The organism is Paenibacillus sp. FSL R7-0302, from assembly GCF_038006885.1.
Classification (GTDB): domain Bacteria; phylum Bacillota; class Bacilli; order Paenibacillales; family Paenibacillaceae; genus Paenibacillus_AQ.
Window position 1 is genome coordinate 992,740 of the sequence record NZ_JBBOWB010000002.1, and the last position, 16,344, is coordinate 1,009,083.

16 protein-coding genes are annotated in these 16,344 nt (G+C 55.0%); 12 read left to right on the top strand and 4 right to left on the bottom strand.

Features of this window, described 5'->3' with window-relative positions; genetic code table 11:
- The first annotated feature begins 206 nt into the window (after window positions 1-206).
- The gene (locus tag MKY96_RS30225) at window positions 207-500 is read left to right on the top strand and encodes a hypothetical protein (RefSeq protein ID WP_340946255.1); all 294 of its coding nucleotides are present in this window, start codon (window positions 207-209) and stop codon (window positions 498-500) included.
- Between the two features lie 21 nt (window positions 501-521).
- Here the strand turns inward: MKY96_RS30225 and MKY96_RS30230 are convergent, their stop codons facing one another.
- Entirely contained in the window at window positions 522-1,745 is a 1,224-nt protein-coding gene (locus MKY96_RS30230; protein ID WP_340946257.1) for a UvrB/UvrC motif-containing protein, read from the bottom strand.
- 85 nt (window positions 1,746-1,830) lie between these two features.
- Here MKY96_RS30230 and MKY96_RS30235 point away from each other — a divergent pair, with 85 nt between their 5' ends.
- The 10 genes from MKY96_RS30235 (at window position 1,831) to MKY96_RS30280 (ending at window position 12,019) form a co-directional block, all read left to right on the top strand.
- Complete coding sequence (locus MKY96_RS30235; protein WP_340946258.1) at window positions 1,831-2,670, top strand: MerR family transcriptional regulator; 840 nt, start codon at window positions 1,831-1,833, stop codon at window positions 2,668-2,670.
- Window positions 2,671-2,791: 121 nt separating this feature from the next.
- Complete coding sequence (locus tag MKY96_RS30240) at window positions 2,792-4,783, top strand: FAD-dependent oxidoreductase (RefSeq protein WP_340946259.1); 1,992 nt, start codon at window positions 2,792-2,794, stop codon at window positions 4,781-4,783.
- A 76-nt stretch (window positions 4,784-4,859) separates the two neighbouring features.
- A complete protein-coding gene (locus MKY96_RS30245; RefSeq protein WP_340946260.1) occupies window positions 4,860-5,405 on the top strand; it encodes a hypothetical protein in 546 nt (181 codons plus the stop codon).
- Between the two features lie 151 nt (window positions 5,406-5,556).
- Window positions 5,557-6,981, top strand: coding sequence for a hypothetical protein (locus MKY96_RS30250; protein ID WP_340946261.1), 1,425 nt, complete (start codon window positions 5,557-5,559; stop codon window positions 6,979-6,981).
- Window positions 6,982-7,293: 312 nt separating this feature from the next.
- Complete coding sequence (locus MKY96_RS30255) at window positions 7,294-7,575, top strand: hypothetical protein (protein WP_340946263.1); 282 nt, start codon at window positions 7,294-7,296, stop codon at window positions 7,573-7,575.
- A gap of 163 nt (window positions 7,576-7,738) precedes the next feature.
- Window positions 7,739-8,587, top strand: coding sequence for an EcsC family protein (locus tag MKY96_RS30260; RefSeq protein WP_340946264.1), 849 nt, complete (start codon window positions 7,739-7,741; stop codon window positions 8,585-8,587).
- Between the two features lie 47 nt (window positions 8,588-8,634).
- Window positions 8,635-9,819 carry a nitric oxide synthase oxygenase gene (locus MKY96_RS30265; RefSeq protein ID WP_340946266.1) on the top strand — a complete coding sequence of 395 codons (1,185 nt, stop codon included), beginning with the start codon at window positions 8,635-8,637 and terminating at the stop codon, window positions 9,817-9,819.
- Between the two features lie 147 nt (window positions 9,820-9,966).
- Window positions 9,967-10,323, top strand: a complete 357-nt coding sequence (locus MKY96_RS30270) for a nucleotide excision repair endonuclease (RefSeq protein WP_340946268.1) — start codon at window positions 9,967-9,969, stop codon at window positions 10,321-10,323.
- Window positions 10,324-10,609: 286 nt separating this feature from the next.
- Entirely contained in the window at window positions 10,610-11,698 is a 1,089-nt protein-coding gene (rlmN, locus tag MKY96_RS30275) for a 23S rRNA (adenine(2503)-C(2))-methyltransferase RlmN (protein ID WP_340946269.1), read from the top strand.
- Window positions 11,699-11,731: 33 nt separating this feature from the next.
- Entirely contained in the window at window positions 11,732-12,019 is a 288-nt protein-coding gene (locus MKY96_RS30280) for a DUF6509 family protein (RefSeq protein ID WP_076081434.1), read from the top strand.
- Between the two features lie 93 nt (window positions 12,020-12,112).
- Here MKY96_RS30280 and MKY96_RS30285 read toward each other — a convergent pair whose 3' ends face one another.
- The 3 genes from MKY96_RS30285 to MKY96_RS30295 all read right to left on the bottom strand — a co-directional run bounded on the left by MKY96_RS30285 (window position 12,113) and on the right by MKY96_RS30295 (window position 14,576).
- Window positions 12,113-12,865: an esterase family protein gene (locus MKY96_RS30285; RefSeq protein WP_340946271.1), complete on the bottom strand. Its 753-nt coding sequence runs from the start codon at window positions 12,863-12,865 to the stop codon at window positions 12,113-12,115.
- A gap of 13 nt (window positions 12,866-12,878) precedes the next feature.
- Window positions 12,879-14,048 carry an ATP-grasp domain-containing protein gene (locus MKY96_RS30290; RefSeq protein WP_340946274.1) on the bottom strand — a complete coding sequence of 390 codons (1,170 nt, stop codon included), beginning with the start codon at window positions 14,046-14,048 and terminating at the stop codon, window positions 12,879-12,881.
- A gap of 96 nt (window positions 14,049-14,144) precedes the next feature.
- Window positions 14,145-14,576 carry a MarR family winged helix-turn-helix transcriptional regulator gene (locus MKY96_RS30295; protein ID WP_340946277.1) on the bottom strand — a complete coding sequence of 144 codons (432 nt, stop codon included), beginning with the start codon at window positions 14,574-14,576 and terminating at the stop codon, window positions 14,145-14,147.
- 226 nt (window positions 14,577-14,802) lie between these two features.
- Between MKY96_RS30295 and MKY96_RS30300 the strand changes: the two genes are divergently transcribed.
- Window positions 14,803-16,269: an MDR family MFS transporter gene (locus tag MKY96_RS30300; RefSeq protein ID WP_340946278.1), complete on the top strand. Its 1,467-nt coding sequence runs from the start codon at window positions 14,803-14,805 to the stop codon at window positions 16,267-16,269.
- Window positions 16,270-16,344: the final 75 nt, after the last annotated feature.

A 16,344-nucleotide genomic window follows, 5' to 3' on the forward strand; every position in this document is an offset into this window, starting at 1 on the left:
TGCGCCTCCAGCTCTTTCACATCTTGATCGCAATTTCCAACAAAAAACGTTGAGATAGAGATAAGCTCCATCTCAACGTTAGGCTCAAACCTACGATAAACAGGGTAATTCTAATCCTAAATTAGAATTACCCTGTTTATCGTATTCGTTATACTGACACTGCCCCCGTTATGGATTGGAGGTTCAGTTGGGGAATACTGGCGGCATTGCTGTTTATTTTTACGCTGAAAGGCTCGGTTGATCTGGTCCGCAAGAAGACAGGCGTGAGACCGTCCAGACATTCAACCCGGGTGTGGAAAAGGCTGCTAAATCAGGGGGCCAAGCACTTGAGCTTGACTGATCTGCCGCTGTTCTCCCCCATCCTTGCGAATATGCTGCAGCGCGGGCAGGCGGATATCGATAAGTATTACTGTATTGAGACCATGAACAGGCTAATTCTTGAATTCTATGACTATACGTTAAAAGGCACCGGGCGGTTTGCGCCGCAGGTGGTGTATTAAGTGGGGATGCAGAGTCAATTGCTATGTACCCAAGACAGAAGACTGAACCAGTTCCGCTATCCCTTCCTCTAACCCTGTCACACCCTCATCCTCCAACCACTCCGGCGGGACGAGCAGATAATGGCTGGAGCTGTTCTTGAGGTAGCTGTAGATGATCTGTGCCTCGTCGATCTTGTGGCGGTTCATCTCTTCCGTAGCGGCGGTCTGGCTGCTGCTGTGGAAGACTTCCCTGGCAGATGCAGCGATCATCCCGGTGAGCTGCCCCTTGTTCAGCGCGTCTCTTGCCAGCAGGGTGCGGTAGAGGATGACGCTGCCCTTGATGAGGATCAGCTTATGGGACTGCGCGTCCACTGGCTCCAGCACGATAATATTCTTGTTCGCTCCGGTGAATTCGATCACTTGCTCCTTCTGCAGCAGCGAGTGAACCGCCCCCAGATAATCGCGGAATTTGGCGGCCGTCTCGAAGTCGAACCGCAGCGCAGCTTCCTCCATCCGGGCTTCCAGTCCGGCTACAATTACGCTGTCCCTGCCTTCCAGCAGGCAAATGATCTCATCTATAACGGCTTCATATTGTGCCACAGCTGCCTCCCCGCCGCCGCACATGCCGATGCATAAGCCCAGCGAATGGTTCAGGCAGCGGGAGCTGCGGGAATGGGGACTGCTGCACAGAATGCGCTGCGATTCTTTGATGCCCAGCACCGCTCTTTCCACCGTACTCCGGCTGGTATAAGGGCCATAGACGAGGCCGCCCGCCTCTGTACTTGGCTCATAGCCGATCTCAATCTGCCGGTAAGGCGCTTTGTCCACGATGGAAATATAGCTGTAGGCGAGCGGATTTTTCATTTTGCGGTTATACATCGGCTTGATCTCTTTGATCAGCTGGCATTCCAGCATGAAGGCCTCCAGCTCTGTATCGGTCAACCGGTAGTCCAGATCGCGGATATGCTTAACGAGCTGCTTCACCTTGGGCGAATGTCCCTTATTATTATAAAAATAAGACTGGACCCGCTTCCTCAGCTGCTTCGCCTTACCGACATAAATCACATGACCCAGGCCGTCCTTCATTAGATATACGCCAGGCGTCAAGGGCAGGTCAGCGACCTTGTCTGTTAGCTTTGCGGGCATGGCAGCCGCCTCCGTTCGTGAGTTTCTTCCGTATCTTTCAAGTATAGACCATGCCGCCGTCACCTGCGACAGGAAAAGCTCCTCCCGGTCCTCCGGCAGAAGCGGTGTGACATAATCCACAATGTCTCCCGGTCAAACCCTCTATCATTAATTACATGAATCATAGGCATGAGCGTATGCGATCAAGTAAGCTGGGGGGCTGCTGATGAAGTATTCAATCGGTGAATTTGCATCCATTCTGGGAGTGACGGCAGATACACTGCGCTTATATGAGAAACATGATATTGTCCGGCCGATGAAGGATCATCATAATAATTACAGGTATTTCAACGATCTGGATGCGCGGAATCTATTGACGAGCAGATGGTACCGGAGCATGCAGATCCCGCTTCAGGATGTAGCCGGGCTGATCAAGGACGCGCCGTGTGAGCAAGTGGTAGAGTCGATTGCCGCTGCGGGTATGCAGCTGGAGGAGGAGATCCGGCGCAGCACGCTGCTGCTCGGCAAGATTCAGGAGATTCAGGCGGAGCTGGCGCAGGTCAGCGCATCCCTGTATACGTGCAAGATGAAGCAGGTGCCGCGCATGTACCGGATTCAGCAGACGAACAAGAATCATTTGCTGCAAAAGGAGGAGCTCAAAGACACGGTTCAGGCGTGGATGGAGCTGCTGCCGTTCACCTTTTATTCCTTCCGGGTTGAGCATAAGGCGGGCGAATACGTCTGTGGACCAGGGGATCTGGAGTATAGCTGGGGACTTGGCCTGCTTGCGGAGGATCAGGTGAAGCTCGGAGTCTGCCTGAATGACAGTGTGGAGGTTCTGGAGCCGGCTACCTGCATCTCTGCCGTCATTGTCAGCGGCCAGGAGGATTACCTGGAGCGGGATGCCTTCGGATTCATGCTGGAGTATGTGGAGGCAAGGAATTATAAGATTAGCGGGGATATCAGCGGTAAAATTCTGTTCACTGAGCGCACGGGTAACGGCAGCAAAACGTATCTGGAGATTAATATTCCGGTTGAACTGGAGGAAGCGTCTTCCCTACTTTGAGAAAAGTTTCACATATTGTCCATTGACCTTGGTACTGTACCAAGGTTTACACTTTGTGCGGTAGTCAGCAGTCCTATTAGAGAGAAACGGGACTGCATTAACCACACAGGGGGAGAAATTAATGCGTAAGCAAGCAACAAAACGAGTGTTCCTATTCACCGTATGTCTGGTATTGGTCCTGTCGCTCCTGAGCGGCTGTAGCGGTAATAATTCCGCCGCACCGGCAGCTTCCGAGCAGCCGTCCGCTTCGCCGCAGGCGTCACAGCCAGCGGATACAAGTGCTGTACCGGCAGGCTTCAAAGCCGGAACCTATAAAGCAGAAGCTGAAGGCAAGGACGGCAAGATTCAGGTTGAGGTGACGCTTGACGATCATTCGGTCATTACCGGAATCAATGTGGTCAGCCAGAACGAAACCGCCGGAATCGGGGTGGAGGCGATCAATAAGGTCAAGGAGGAGATTCTATCCGGCCAGACCCTGAATATTGATGCCGTCAGCGGTGCGTCCGAGTCCAGCAAGGCGATTCTGACCGCTGTGGAGGATGCGCTTAAGCAGGCGGGCGGCAATGTGGAGGCTTTTAAAACAAAGGCTGTAGTGAAATCGGGAGAAGGCAAGACCGAGCAGCTGTCCGCAGATGTGGTCGTGGTTGGAGCAGGTGCCTCTGGAGTATCGGCAGCGGTATCGGCAGCGGATAAGGGCGCGAAGGTGATCCTGATCGAGAAAACAGCGACGATCGGCGGCGCGAGCAACCTGTCCTGGGCGGGCAAATTCTACAACTCCTCGGCCGCGCTAAGCAGCGGGCTGAAAGTAGAAGTCGAGAAGGAGATTGCCGACTGGATCGTGAACAATCACTGGCGCGTGGATGCGGCGGCAATCCGCCAATACGTTACGAAGTCGGGCGAGACCTATGACTGGCTGACCGGCAAGGGCTACACCACCACCTTCCTGAACTTCGCCGGGGAACAGCTCCATATGCTGCCTCCTTATGAGACCCGCCAGGAGCTGCTGCGCAAGATGCTTGCAGCATCCGTAGAGAAGGGCGGCGGACAGGTGATCACGGAGGCCACCGCGCAGAAGCTGATGACTGGCGCTAATGGAGAGGTGACCGGAGTCGTTGCCAAGAAGTCTGACGGAACAACCCTGGAGATTGCAGGGGCAAGCGTTGTGATGGCTACCGGAGGATATGCCGGGAATAAAGAGATGGTTAAGGAAGCCTTTGGCTTCGAAGGCGTGAACGGCGGGCTTGGGCAGAACATCGGCGAAGGGCTGAAGATGTCCTGGGAGATCGGCGCGAAGGTGCCGGACAACTTCGGCGGGCAGATGCTTCACCAGACGCTGGCCAGAGCTACAGATAAGCTGAAGACGGAGTATGAGCCGTTTGAAGCCAGCTATCCGATGATGCTGTCTTACCTGCCAACCCTGATGAATGTAGGCCCTTCGGGCGCGAGATTCAGAGATGAGGCGGCGACGCTGACGGCGGTTGCAGCGGCGAATACCAGTGCTTTTAACGGAGCGTATCATCTGGTTATTGTCTCGCAGGCGCAGCTGGATGCCCTGAAGTCCAAGGGGATGAAGGGGATTCAGGCACCTAAGCTGCCGGGCATGCCGCCGGAATTCTATGCCTCCTACAAGGGCAAGTTCACGCTCGACCAGCCTTGGAAGGATGCCGATAAAGTCTTCGAATCCATGGTAGCGAACGGCGACGGCTTCAAGGGCAATACACTTGAGGAGCTGGCGAAGAATGCAGGGATGGACCCGGAAGTATTTGCCGCTGAGTTCAAGCTCTATGAGGAAGCAGCGAAGACGGGCACCGATACGGAGTTCGGCAAGGCGAAGGAATATCTGATTCCTATGGGCAGCAGCGGGCCGTATTACGCCGTTATTGCTGAGATCAACAACCTCTGTTCAGTAGGCGGTCTGCTGGTCAATACCAAGTTCCAGGTGCTGAATGATAAGCGTCTGCCGGTCAAAGGACTGTATGCCGTAGGCGTGGAGTCTGAAGGGGTGTTATTTAATGATACCTATGTAGGCAACGGCGTTGGACTGGGATACTCCTTCACCTCCGGGCGGCTTGGCGGTGAGGATGCAGCTGCGGACGCATTGGCTAAGGAATAGCCCTTTATAAGTAATTTTCCTCTTTTTGCCGATAAATAGTTGTCCTGAACTTTACGCGCGAGAAGAGGAGCGTCCGATGTATATTCCCATATCACGAATCAACGCCGCTTCGCTGACCCGCTCACCGCAACAGGCGGACCACACTTCCGCCGGGTCATCCCCGCTTAGCTTCCCGGAGATGATGGCGGCTGTGGGAGCGGCAATTGAGGATCAGGCACGAAGAATCAAGGCAAGGTACGGTCTGTCCGTCCGCATTATGGCGGTAGCCAAAGACGGCAGCAAGGGGAAGAAGACGGATGCAGGAGACCGGAGGGACCAGCGAGAGCTTGTAATCGCTCCGAATATTCTGCAGCAGATGAGCAAAGATCCTGTGATGCAACGTAAGGTATATGGCTACCTTGACGAGTATGTGCGCGAGCCGCACCCCTCGCCCGGCCATAGTCTGATCGTTCACAGGGACGGCACCTCCACTCTTCTTCCTGCTGCCGCAAGACCGGCAGCAGTGCAGGAGATTACCCATCTACATACCGGGCAACCGGAAACCGCGGGCAGCTTATACGATCAGGACAGACTGAAGCAGCTCGCGTTCCTCCGGGCCAGAAGAGCAGGCAGGCACCGGTAACAGAGTGTAATCCGCAAATAAGATCCCTGAACCCATGTGATGTGGAGGCGGGGGTCTTTTTGCGCGTCCCTGAGGCGAACAATAGCCTATCCTCCTGCATAGCATATAGCACCTGCTTGCTATTTGTAAGTGGAAAGGGGGCGCATGGCTAATGGGTATCCAGCTTACTGCGATTCATTGGGTGTATCTGGTGTTTATTGTGTTCATTCTGGCGCTGCTGATCAAGCGGCGTGATACAACCATGATCTGTGTGACCGGGATTCTGGCGCTCGGGCTGCTGGCAACGGCGACGCTTAGCGGGTCGGTGTCGGGGATCTTTAACTCTTTTGTCTATGCGACTAAGGAGCTGCTCGGCACTATAATGATTATCTCTATTATCGTGGCGATGAGCCGGATTCTGATTATAACGGGCATCAACGAGACGATGGTATCGCCGCTCACCCGGTTCCTGCGCACACCGGCGATGGCCTACTGGGGAATCGGACTGATTATGATGGTGACCTCGTTCTTCTTCTGGCCGTCCCCTGCGGTAGCGCTGGTCGGGGCGGTTCTGCTGCCGGTGGCGGTCCGGGTCGGCCTGCCTGCGCTGGGCGCAGCGGTAGCCATGAACCTGTTCGGGCACGGGATCGCCCTCTCCGGCGATTATATTATTCAAGGCGCTCCGAAGCTGACGGCGGATGCCGTCGGTCTTCCGGTGTCCAGCGTGATGGAGGCCAGTATTCCGCTGGTGGTCGTAATGGGGGTAGTGACTACGGTGACAGCCTTCTGGATGATGAAGAGAGACCAGAGGAACGGCACCTGGAGAGACGGTCTGGTCACTTCACCCGTAGCAGCAGCAGAGCCGCTGGCTGATGCGGGGACGGAGGATGACCAGCCAGTCCTCCTGAGTGAACGTCTGCGCAAAGGGCTGGCGATCGCCATTCCGCTGCTCTTCCTGCTGGATGTGATCGGCATGTTCATGCTTCACCTGCAAGGCGGCGATGCTACCGCGCTGGTCGGAGGAACCGCTGTGCTGATCCTGATTGCCGTTACCCTGCTGGCCCATCGCGGCCAGGGGCAGGGGCTAGAGAGGATTACCGCCTATCTCATTGAAGGGTTCACCTTCGGCTTCAAGGTCTTCGGGCCGGTCATCCCGATTGCCGCCTTCTTCTATCTGGGTGATGCCGCCTTCACCGAGCTGTTCGGCAAGGTGCTGCCGGACGGCTCGCACGGCATCGTGAACGACCTGGGCGTGGCCCTGGCCAATCACGTGCCCCTGAACGGCGCGGTAGGAGCCGTTACGCTGACGGTAATCGGCGCGATCACCGGCCTCGACGGCTCCGGGTTCTCCGGCATCTCGCTGGCCGGCTCGATTGCCGGGCTCTTCGCCGCCGCGATCCACTCCGGCGCGGCGACGCTGACCGCCCTTGGGCAGGTGGCCGCCATCTGGGTCGGCGGCGGCACCCTGATCCCGTGGGCGCTCATTCCCGCCGCTGCGATCTGCGGCGTCAGCCCGTTCGAGGTGGCCCGGCGCAATCTGAAGCCGGTCCTGCTGGGTCTTACGGCAATGACCATTGTCGCCATGTTCCTGGTGTAGATGCCGCTTAAGGTACCATAACCTCCGCTACTCAGTTACGTACGGACTCCAGCGCCGTTATTTCCAGCAATCAGCCTGTTTTCGAGCCCATGCGGACTCCAGAGCCTTTATTGCTCCCATTTGGCACAATTCGGCCTTGCTTTTGGGGGGATAAGGTCTCTCCAGTCCGCATGGAGCGAAAGGCCACGGTTTTGAGAGTAATAACGTCCGTACGGTCCGCATGTGAACCCCGCGCCTACAATCCGCATAAGATTTCCTTCCCTAATCCATCCTACAGAAGAACGGACATTGTGATGGAGGGGGAAATATAATATGAAGCATTACGAATCTAGTCTGCGCACCAACAGCACGGTGGATCAGGCGCACGATGCGGTGACGAAGCTGCATAACGCTGTAACCCAGGCCGTGAGCCATCCGACCGGACAGATGATGGAGCAGGCAGAGAACAGCCTGGACCACGCTGAAGAAGCCGTGCGCCATGCCCCGGAAGGTTCGGTCGGCAGACAAGGGGTAGAGCTGGTCCAAGAGAGGCTGGAGGAAGAGAAGCGCAGATTGTCTTCGCTGGATGGGCAGGCAGGCGAGTCACAGGATTAAAGCCTGAACCAGGCTATGGTGAACCGGCATTCCCGGAGTTGATCCGGGAGTGCCGGTTTGCTGTTGCTGGGATGCGAGGCCCGGATATGGGGCCTCTGCAATCATTTGCTGTGAAAAAGGGTTATAAGGTAATGACGAGACCATTCAGGGGAGGTACATAACTATGCCAGAAGCGGACAATACCGGTTCAGGAGGGCCTCCGGAGACACCGGAGATGCTGTATGCCGCGCTTAAGGAGATTACCAGGTGGGAGAAAGAGCAGAATAGGCTGATGATCTGGGACCGGATTACCCGGTTGCCCTTCAAGCTGCTGGATGCAATCACGCCAAAGGTTATCCACGAGAAGGTAGGCCGGTTGCTTGATGAACTGGGCGGCTACATCCAGAACGGCGGCAACTATCTGGTGGCCGGGCGCAAGGTGGGCAAGCTGATGGAAGAGACAAGCCGGGCGGCGGGCGCTCCCTCTACCGGGCCTTACCCGCTGGCTGTCATGGATGCAGTGGCACTGAAGCTCGCGGAGCGGAGCCGGAATACGGCTACGGCCCAGGGGGCGACCACGGGCTTCGGCGGGATTTTTACACTGGCTGCCGATATTCCGGCTGTCCTGGGCCTCTCCTTGAAGGCGATTCAGGAGATCGGGTTGTGTTATGGCTACGATCCGACCGATAAGGCCGAGCGGATCTTCACCGTGAAGGTGATGCAGTTCGCCTCCTCCGATGTAGTGGGGAAGCGCACGCTGCTGAAAGAGCTGAATCTGCAGGCAGGCGGGGACGGCAACATTCTCGCCGCGACCCAGGAGACCGTCTCCAGGATTCAGGGCTGGAAGGAGGTAGTGACTGTATACCGCGACAATTGGGGCTGGAAAAAGTTGCTCCAGACCGTTCCGGTCGCAGGCATGTTCTTCGGCGCATACCTCAACCGGAAGACGCTGGAGGAGGTTACAGAGGCTGCGCGGATGCTCTACCGCAAACGACGGATTATCTCCAGGCTGGCAGAGCTGGAGCAGAGATGATACGCTGAGGGTACTGTAGCAGGGCACGCATGGATAGGAGAGAGAAGATGAATCACACAGTTCCACAGCATAGCACTCAGGAGCTGATCCGGCAGGCGGAGTCCTTCATTACGGCCTGCTATCAGGAGCTGGGGTTAACAGAGGGTGAACGGGACCTTCGTCTGGCGGATATATTCGAAGAGGTGCAGCGCACAGGTACATACAGGCATACGGCAGAAGAGCTGGCGCACGGGGCAAGGATGGCCTGGCGCCATAACAGCCGCTGCATCGGAAGACTGTTCTGGCATTCCCTGGAGGTGATTGACGCCCGCAGAGCAGAGACTGTCGCGGAGGTCGCGGAGGCGCTGCTGCATCATATGAAGCATGCGAATAACGGCGGCCGTATCCGGCCGGTCATTACCGTCTTCCGCAGTGAAGAGGAGCAAGACCGTGCCATCCGGATCTGGAATCATCAGTTGATCCGCTATGCCGGTTATCCCGGGGACGGGGAGCATCCGCGTGCCGGTGATCCGGCTTCGGATGAATTCACCGCCGTCTGCCTCAGGCTGGGCTGGCAGGGCACGGGCGGGGATTTCGACATTCTGCCGCTCGTGATCAGCATCGGCCGGGAGGAGCCCCGTTACTTCCCAATCCCGCCAGGACTTGTGCAGGAGGTTCCGCTCAGCCATCCGGAGATTCCGCAGTTCACGGAGCTGGGCCTGCGCTGGTACTCCGTTCCGATTGTCTCGGACATGTGTCTGGAGATCGGCGGCATCCGTTACCCGGCAGCGCCATTCAACGGCTGGTACATGGAGACGGAGATCGGCTCGCGGAATTTCGGCGATACGGACCGCTACAACCGTCTGCCTGCGGTAGCTGACCTGCTAGGCCTGGACCGGTCCACTAATACCTCGCTGTGGAAGGACCGGGCGCTGCTGGAATTGAACCGGGCTGTCCTCCATTCCTTCAAGCAGGCTGGGGTCAGTATTGTGGACCATCATACTGCCGCAGACCAGTTCGTCCGCTTCCAGGAACAGGAGCAGCAGCAGGGACGGGAAGTATCCGGCAAGTGGGGCTGGCTGATTCCGCCGATGTCGCCTTCCTCCACGCCGATCTGGAATGACAACAAGCTGCGAGATTTGCAGCTAAGCCCGCGCTTCGTCTACCGGAAGAAGCAACAGGCGGACTCTGGGCAGCATGAGGCTGCGGAAGCGAAGGGCTGTCCTTTTCATCAGTCCATGAAGAGTGATTGATCAATAACCAGTATGATTTGAAGCCGTAGAGCCGGATTTTTTGATTTTTCCTTATAGCTCTAGGGTAATTTGCACAAGATACAAATAGTCACGATACCCATTCTGTGATACTATTTATTTCTATATCCAATGAGGAAGTGAAGCTTAATGATCAGCATTACCATTCCGTCACCGGAAGTTATTATTTACAAGCAAGCTAACCCTGAGCTGAGCCATATTTACGGATTCACCGATTTCCACCTGATTACCCGCGAATCAGGCGGCATCTTCATGTTCTACAATGATCAGGACGAGCTGTTGTTTGTGGGCAAGGCCCGCAAGCTGAGACCGCGGATCAAGAAGCATTTCGAGGATAATGTATCCGTGATGAAGCCCCACCGCGATGAGGTTACCCGCATCGAAGTCTGCCTCGTCGAAGATCCGGTGGACAGAGAGATTTATGAGACCTATATCGTGAACAAGCTCCGCGCGAAGTACAATGTCGAGAAGGTTCTGTATAAATAAGGTTTGGCGAAAAAGGCGTGGTCCCTGCGGACTGCGCTTTTTGTAAATATAAATTTATATGTTTCACATGATAAATTGTCCTTCTATTTCTCGCTGAAACGGTACCGTCCTTTAAAAGGACGGCAAAGCCGTTTCCACTTGTTTCTCTGCTCAAAAGCGCCCGGCTCCGCAGTGTTTCCTCTTGTTTTAATAAACGAAATTTGAGACAATAAGGTATTGTTGCTAATGTCCCTGTCAAGGTAGAATAGATAGATTGAACTTTAATGTTTTGAAAAGAGGATATGAAATGAATAAAGAATCCATTTATGGATTGACTTTGGAGCAACTGACAGCATGGCTGCTGGAGCATGGCCACAAGAAATCCCGGGCCGCTGCGGTCTGGGAATGGCTGTACCGCAAGCGGATCACCAGCTTCGCCGAGATGGACGGAATGAATCAGGAATGCATAGAGCTGCTGGAAGAGCATTATGTGTTTCAGACGATGGAAGAGCATGTGAAGCAGGAATCGGCCGACGGTACGGTGAAGTTCCTCTTCCGCCTTCAGGACGGCAACCTGATTGAGACAGTGATGATGCGGCAGAAATACGGCTTGTCCGTATGTGTCACCACTCAGGTCGGCTGTAATATCGGGTGCAGCTTCTGTGCAAGCGGGCTGCTGGCGAAGAGCCGGGACCTGACCAGCGGCGAGATCGTGGAGCAGATTATGAAGGTCCAGCATTATCTGGATCAGGCCGGCCACGGCCAGAAGGTCACTCATGTCGTGGTTATGGGGATCGGCGAGCCGTTCGATAACTTCCGGCATCTGCTGAACTTCCTGATTACCATCAAGGATCACAAGGGTCTGGCGATTGCCGGCAAAGGAATCACCGTATCCACCAGCGGCCTGGCGGACAAAATCAGAGAATTCGCCGACGCCAATATGCAGGTTAATCTGGCGATCTCGCTGCACGCCCCGAATAATGAGCTGCGGACACAGATTATGAAGATTAACCGGGCCATTCCTATAGAGAAGTTAATGCCGGCGATTGATTACTATCTGGAGAAGACGAACCGGAGAATCACGCTGGAGTATATCCTGCTGAAGGATATCAATGACCGCGAGGAGCATGCGCTGGAGCTGGCCGAGTTAATCGGAGACCGCCGCCAGCTGGCGAACGTTAACCTGATTCCGTATAATCCTGTGGATGAGCATAGCCAGTATCAGCGGAGCAGTCGGGAGTCGGTGCGTGCCTTCTTCGATACGCTGAAGAAGCAGGGCGTCAGCGTCAGCACCCGGCTGGAGCAGGGCGTCGATATTGATGCGGCCTGCGGACAGCTGCGCAGCAAGCAGATTAAGAAGACCAAAGGCAAAGCCGCAGATACTGTGTTACAATAATCTGGCAGTGAATTGAGAAATGAGGAATGCAACTTGTTGACATTTACAAGCTACACCGTGGAGAACGTAAGAGATCCATTTAATATCCTAAGCGGCAAGCGATATGAGTTCGTCGTGAATATTGATGTGCCGGAGGATGATGAGCTGTACGTGGAGAACGGCGTGTCCGCCCGCGTGATTGTCAAAGTGGAAGAGGAGCAGACAAGCATTGTCAGCTACGATCTGCTGGAGACCTCGTCAGGCCAGCTGCTCGATTTCGATATGGAAGAAGATGAGGAAGCCGCGCTGCTTCAGTTCTGTTCGGAGCATGTACCTGCATAGGACAAGGCGGCAGCGGTCTTAAGAGAAAGGAACTGCTTATTTCAGCAGTTCCTTTTTTTTGTACAAATGGGTTCGCGTTCAAGCCCGGCTTCACTAGCCCAGGCAGCCTTCCACATAATAATGAATCTGCTTGTTCCACCATGGCCAGTCATGGCTGACATCATGGCCCCAGTAGTCGATCCTGGCCGGAATACCCTTTTGCCCCAGCACTTCCTGAAGCAGCCGGGTCTCATGAAGCATCTCGTCCTCATACGCCCCTTGACCGACACAGACGATGATTGTGCTGCTGCGGTACTGGTTCAGATAATGCTCATCCGTCAGCCCGGGCAGGTAATGCAGCGGTGAATTAAGATAGACGTTCCCGCTCATATAGTCGCCGAAGAAGTAGTAGGTGGAGTAGACGCCGCTCAGGGCGATCAAGGTATCGAAATAGTGCGGATAACGGAAAAAGAAGCTGGCGCTGTAATAAGCGCCCATCGAGCAGCCGGAGATCAGAATGCGCTGGTCGGTCCCGCCGTTGTTGTGCTTGCTCTCATGGAGGATGCCGGGAATCAGCTCATGCGCAATATATTTGTCATACTGCTCATGGCGGTGCACACGGTCCTCATTGTTCCAGTGGGTGGAGAAGAAGGTCTCCTCATCCAGACTGTCGCAGGCCCAGATCTGCAGCTTGCCCGCTTCAATGAAGGACGAGAGCGTATCGATCATGCCCGAATCCTCATATTGATAAAAGCGTCCAAGCGAGGTGGGGAAGACGAGCATCGGTTTGCCGGCGTGGCCGTATATTTTATACTCCATGTCTCTGCCCAGGTTGTGGCTGTACTCCTTATGGTAGCTTATCCTCATCCGTTAACACATCCTATCCCTCTTCTTGTTGAATATAGCCTCTAATGTCTCTGACCTCCGAAAGCTCGGGTGAACGGAACTGATAAGCGCGGTTGCCCATCGCTCTGCTGAAGACCTCTTCAATCTCGTCATAATTGACGATCTTCCCGCCGAATGCACGGTAGATGTCCTCGTGGCTGTGAGCGTAATGCTTATGATTCTTGCGGCTGGCATAGCCGGTATAATATTTGCCTTCGTATGGACCGCCGACCTCATTATGCACAACCATACTGGCCCATTCCTTATACACATTGACATCATAGGCGAAGTTAATCGCATCAGTCATCCAGGCGCCGGGCGGTCGCATATTCACTTCCAGGGCAATGATCCGGCCATCCTTGTGCGATTTGAACAGCTCGATATGGAAGAACCGTTCCCGGATGTCAAAAGCCTGCAAAATGCTCCGGCCCGCCTCCTCGACCTCTGGACTGATCTCCCGCAGACAGAAGTAGTAGAGGTGATTGTCCGTATTGACGACATCCATTACACTGTTCTCGAACAGGTGGCTGACTGCGAAGCGTACATTCCCGTCCCTGTCCACCAGCCCGTCATAGGTGAGGATGACCCCGTCTATGAATTCTTCAATAATGAAGGCTACATCCTCCGGCTTCGTGTCAAAAAAGTGCTGGAGCTCCTCTTCGTTATTGATCTTATACGTGTTACTGGCCCCGGAGCCAAGATCGGGCTTCACCACCAGCGGGAAGCCGGCGCTCTGGATGAAGCTCTCGACGCTCACGCGTGTTGTGCCGGTGGAGAACTGGACGGTGCTTACCCCGCTTTTGCGGAAAAATTCCTTCATCTTGGACTTCTGCTTCAGATTATGGACGAAATCCGACTTGGTGCCGTAGATGTTGAAGTCCGTACGGATCGCCGCATCCTGCTCCAGCCAGTATTCATTCAGCGACTCAAAGCGGTCAATCTTGCCGTATTTATGGGTGAAATAACCGACAGCCCGCAGAATCTCCTCGTAGCTCTCGAGGTTGCTTACCTTATAGTACTCGGTCAATGCCGATTTCAGCTTGTCCTCCAGCTGGTCATAGGCTGCATCGCCAATCCCAAGCACCGTGGCTCCCTGCTCCCGCAGATGCGTACAGAAATCAGCGCTGTTCTTGGGGAAATGCGGGGAAAAGAAAATAAAGTTCATGCAGACCGGCCCCTTTGGCTAAAATATAATTCCGAGTTATTTTGTATGATTAATTCAATCTACCAGCTTCGCCAGCATCCGTCAATCCTCTTCGTGCTATTTTTGCTGCAGGGTGCGGTTGAGCCGGGCGAGCAGTCCGCTGAAGAGTCCGCAGTCCTCCGGGGACCAGTCCCCGAAGATCTCCCCGTAGCGCGCAAGCCGGATGTCCCGGGCCTCGGCGAAGGTCTGTGCACCAAGCGCAGTAAGCTGAAAATAGCTGGAGCGCCCATCCTGCGGATCAGGCACCCGCTCCACATAGTTCTTCGCCTCCAGGACACTTGTCTGCCTGCTGATGGTAGAGGTGTCGAGGCCGAATTGTTCGGCAAGCGCCTTAACGCCTACCTTGTCGTGTATCGACAAATGGTGGAGCAGGGTATACGAGGAGCGGTCCAGCCCGCCATGCTTCTTATCCAGCGAGCCGAGGCGGATCAGCGTGATCAGCTCCTGGTTCAGGGCTTCGAGGTGCTTATCCTTCTGTTCATCAGCCATAGTTAGATTCCGTCCTTTACCGGTTACTTTGTCATATGTCTCCCTAGTATAAGTGATAACACCGGCCTTATGCTAAGGGAACCGGATATTGCCGCCTTATTATGAAAGAATCATGAAATAAGTCAAGTTGACTTTCAAACATATAGTTGTATAATACACATATATTAAATTAATTGTATTATACACCTATATTGGGGTGAACCGCAAAATAGAGGAGAGAGCGCCCTTGAGCAGTCCGGCGGCAAAACATTCATCATTCTGGCTGATTATTCTGGCCATCTTTTTCGGAAATTTCATGGCGATTCTCAGTACGACCACCATTAACGTAGCGTTCCCGGTCTTTCTGAACGACTTCCACGCCGGGATCAGCACCGTACAATGGATGATAACCGGCTATCTGCTGGCTACCGGCGTCATTGCGCCTGTGGTGGGTTATTTCGGGGATAAATGGAGCTATAAGGTTCTGTACGTATTCGCCCTGTCGGGCTTCACCTTGTTCTCGGCACTGTGCACGGTGGCCTGGAATATTCATTCCCTGATTACCTTCCGCATTATCCAGGGGATATTCGGCGGTCTGATCATCCCTACTACCATGACGATGATTTATCAGTTCATCGACAAAGAAAAGCAGGCCTTTGCGATGAGTCTCTGGAGCCTGTCCTCGATGCTGGCGCCTGCCTTCGGCCCGACACTCGGCGGTTGGCTTACCGGATACTTCGGCTGGAAATCGCTGTTCGTAATCAATCTGCCGATTGGCCTGATTGCCATTGGCGTAGCTCTCAAGTGCCTGCCGTTCCAGCAGCAGAGCACCGGGAGCAGAAGCTTCGATCTGCCGGGCTTCGTCACAGTCATTCTGAGCAGCGCCTTCATTATTCTGGCGTTCAATAAAGGGGGCGCCTGGGGCTGGACGTCATGGAACACCCTGACCCTGCTGCTGGTTGGGGCGGCGGCCTTAACGTATTTCATCCGCAGGGAGCTGTCGATCCAGGAGCCGCTGCTGAATCTGAAGGTCTTCCGGCAGAGCCGGTTCACCTACAGCCTGATCATCAACTGCATTATTACCGTTGCGTTATACTCGGGAACCTTCCTGATCCCGGTCTTCCTGCAGGATATTCAGCAGTCTACCCCGCTGAAGACCGCGCTGGTGCTGTTGCCGGGCTCCATCGTGATGGCTGTTCTGTCACCGGTGGTCGGCAAGCTGTACTCCCGGATCGGCCCGTTCTGGCTCATCCTTGGCGGCATTCTGCTGCTAAGCGCCTCAACCTGGGAGCTTGCCCACATCACGCTGGCCGTGGCTCATACCCGTGTGGCGGTGCTTATGGCGGTGCGCAATGTCGGCATTGCACTGGCCTTCATGCCGGTGACCAATGCCGGAATGTCGGCGGTGCCAAGAGCCATTACCGGGCATGCCTCCTCTGTAACCAACTGGGTCCGCCAGGCTACAGGTGCCTTGTCCATTGCCGTATTCAGCTCGCTGCTCGCTTCCAGATCGCTGGCCCATCAGCAGGAGCTGGCGGATGGGCCAGCCCGGACAGCCGGTTCTCTGCTGAAGGCGCAGGGGATGACGATGGGCGTGCAGGATATTTTCCTGATCGCTACGGCAGTGGGGCTGCTGGCTATTCCGCTGACCTTTCTCCTGAGAAGCGGCAGCGGCAAGCCTGCAGCGGCCCCTGCTCCGCAGGCAGAGGCTTGAAGCCGGGACTCTGCCGTAAATACTCCTTAATAATGCGTTATAGCGCTTTCTCTTCGCATGTTGGGCGATTATGAG

What these genes read in the sequence shown, in the direction of transcription:
- MKY96_RS30290 (WP_340946274.1), bottom strand. Translation starts at nt 14,048, where the DNA reads ATGAACTTTATTTTCTTTTCCCCGCATTTCCCCAAGAACAGCGCTGAT.
- MKY96_RS30235 (WP_340946258.1), top strand. Translation starts at nt 1,831, where the DNA reads ATGAAGTATTCAATCGGTGAATTTGCATCCATTCTGGGAGTGACGGCA.
- MKY96_RS30285 (WP_340946271.1), bottom strand. Translation starts at nt 12,865, where the DNA reads ATGAGGATAAGCTACCATAAGGAGTACAGCCACAACCTGGGCAGAGAC.
- rlmN (WP_340946269.1), top strand. Translation starts at nt 10,610, where the DNA reads ATGAATAAAGAATCCATTTATGGATTGACTTTGGAGCAACTGACAGCA.
- MKY96_RS30255 (WP_340946263.1), top strand. Translation starts at nt 7,294, where the DNA reads ATGAAGCATTACGAATCTAGTCTGCGCACCAACAGCACGGTGGATCAG.
- MKY96_RS30270 (WP_340946268.1), top strand. Translation starts at nt 9,967, where the DNA reads ATGATCAGCATTACCATTCCGTCACCGGAAGTTATTATTTACAAGCAA.
- MKY96_RS30265 (WP_340946266.1), top strand. Translation starts at nt 8,635, where the DNA reads ATGAATCACACAGTTCCACAGCATAGCACTCAGGAGCTGATCCGGCAG.
- MKY96_RS30245 (WP_340946260.1), top strand. Translation starts at nt 4,860, where the DNA reads ATGTATATTCCCATATCACGAATCAACGCCGCTTCGCTGACCCGCTCA.
- MKY96_RS30295 (WP_340946277.1), bottom strand. Translation starts at nt 14,576, where the DNA reads ATGGCTGATGAACAGAAGGATAAGCACCTCGAAGCCCTGAACCAGGAG.
- MKY96_RS30250 (WP_340946261.1), top strand. Translation starts at nt 5,557, where the DNA reads ATGGGTATCCAGCTTACTGCGATTCATTGGGTGTATCTGGTGTTTATT.
- MKY96_RS30240 (WP_340946259.1), top strand. Translation starts at nt 2,792, where the DNA reads ATGCGTAAGCAAGCAACAAAACGAGTGTTCCTATTCACCGTATGTCTG.
- MKY96_RS30260 (WP_340946264.1), top strand. Translation starts at nt 7,739, where the DNA reads ATGCCAGAAGCGGACAATACCGGTTCAGGAGGGCCTCCGGAGACACCG.